General features: G+C 67.1%; 1 protein-coding gene. It reads right to left on the reverse strand.

The features are described 5' to 3' along the window. Window positions 1–45 precede the first annotated feature (45 nt). The gene (locus tag ACT3T5_RS19540) at window positions 46–1,293 is read right to left on the reverse strand and encodes an IS256 family transposase (protein ID WP_444595324.1); all 1,248 of its coding nucleotides are present in this window, start codon (window positions 1,291–1,293) and stop codon (window positions 46–48) included. Between the last annotated feature and the right edge of the window lie 119 nt (window positions 1,294–1,412).

Below are 1,412 nucleotides of genomic sequence, written 5' to 3' on the forward strand. Positions count from 1 at the left end.
GGTCAAGTCCCGGGAAGTGGTGTAGCGATCCTTCGTTGAGAGGGGTCAGGCTGTTAGCGCGGGAAGGGCATCGGTGGTCACCTCGTTCGCCGGGTTGGTGGTGAGGGTGAGGCGGCAGCGGGCGAGGACGTCGAGGCCGAGGTAGCGGCGTCCTTCGGCCCATTCGTCGGTCTGTTCGGCCAGGACCGCGCCGACGAGGCGGACGATCGCCTCGCGGGAGGGGAAGATCCCCACGGAGTCGGTGCGCCGGCGGATCTCCCGGTTCAGTCGTTCAGCGGGGTTGTTCGACCAGATCTGCACCCAGACGTCTTTGGGGAACCCGGTGAACGCGAGGACGTCAGCGCGAGCGGCGTCAAGATGCTCGGCCACGGTGGGCAGTTTCTCGCCCACGTAGTCCAGCAACCGGTCGAACTGCGCGGTGACCGCGGCAGAGTCGGGCTGGTCATAGACGCTGTGGAGCATCGCCTTCACCGCAGGCCACATGGACTTCGGGCAGATGCTCATCAGGTTCGCGGCGTAGTGGGTGCGGCACCGCTGCCAGGACGCTCCAGGAAGGTGCGCGGCGATCGCCTCGACCAACCCGGCATGAGCGTCGGAGGTCACCAGGCGGACTCCACCCAGGCCGCGGGCGACGAGGTCGGCGAAGAAGCTGCTCCACGCGGCCCCGGTTTCACTGGTGGCGACGCGCATGCCGAGCACTTCGCGGTGCCCGTCGCCGTTGACGCCGGTCGCGACCAGGACGACCGCGTTGATGACCCGCCCGCCTTCACGGACTTTCATCGTGAGCGCGTCGGCGGCGACGAACGTGAAGGGGCCCGCGGCGTCCAGGGGCCGGTGGCGGAACTGCTCAACGTGCTCGTCGAGATCGGTCGCCATGCGGCTGACCTGCGACTTCGAGAGGGAGTTGATGCCGAGGGTCTTGACCAGCTTGTCCATGCGGCGGGTGGAGACGCCGGCGAGATAGCAGTCCGCGACGACCGTGATCAGCGCTGATTCGGCGCGTTTGCGGCGCTCGAGCAGCCACTCGGGGAAGTAGGTGCCGGTGCGGTATTTGGGGACGGCGACGTCGATCGTACCGACGCGGGTATCGAGGTCGCGGTGGCGGTAACCATTGCGCTGGGCAGCTCGATCGGGGCTGGGCCGACCGTATTCCGCGCCGGCGACCGCGTCGGCGTCCGCGGAAAGGAGCTCGTTGATGATGCGTTGCAGCATCGTGCGCATCAGATCTGGGGAGGCTTCGGCCAGGGCTTCGCCGAGGAGGCCGTGAGGGTCGACAATATGGGGAGCGGTCATCGTGATGACTCCGTTCGAGGGTGCTGTGAGAGGTTCACTCGAAGGATCACACGGTGGCCGCGTCCTCGTCAGAGACGATCACGAGGCCACCGCGCTACACCACTATGCGGGACTCAACT

Source organism: Brachybacterium sp. AOP3-A1-3 (assembly GCF_052378285.1).
In the GTDB taxonomy this organism is placed as follows: domain Bacteria; phylum Actinomycetota; class Actinomycetes; order Actinomycetales; family Dermabacteraceae; genus Brachybacterium.

What these genes read in the sequence shown, in the direction of transcription:
- ACT3T5_RS19540 (WP_444595324.1), bottom strand. Translation starts at nt 1,293, where the DNA reads ATGACCGCTCCCCATATTGTCGACCCTCACGGCCTCCTCGGCGAAGCC.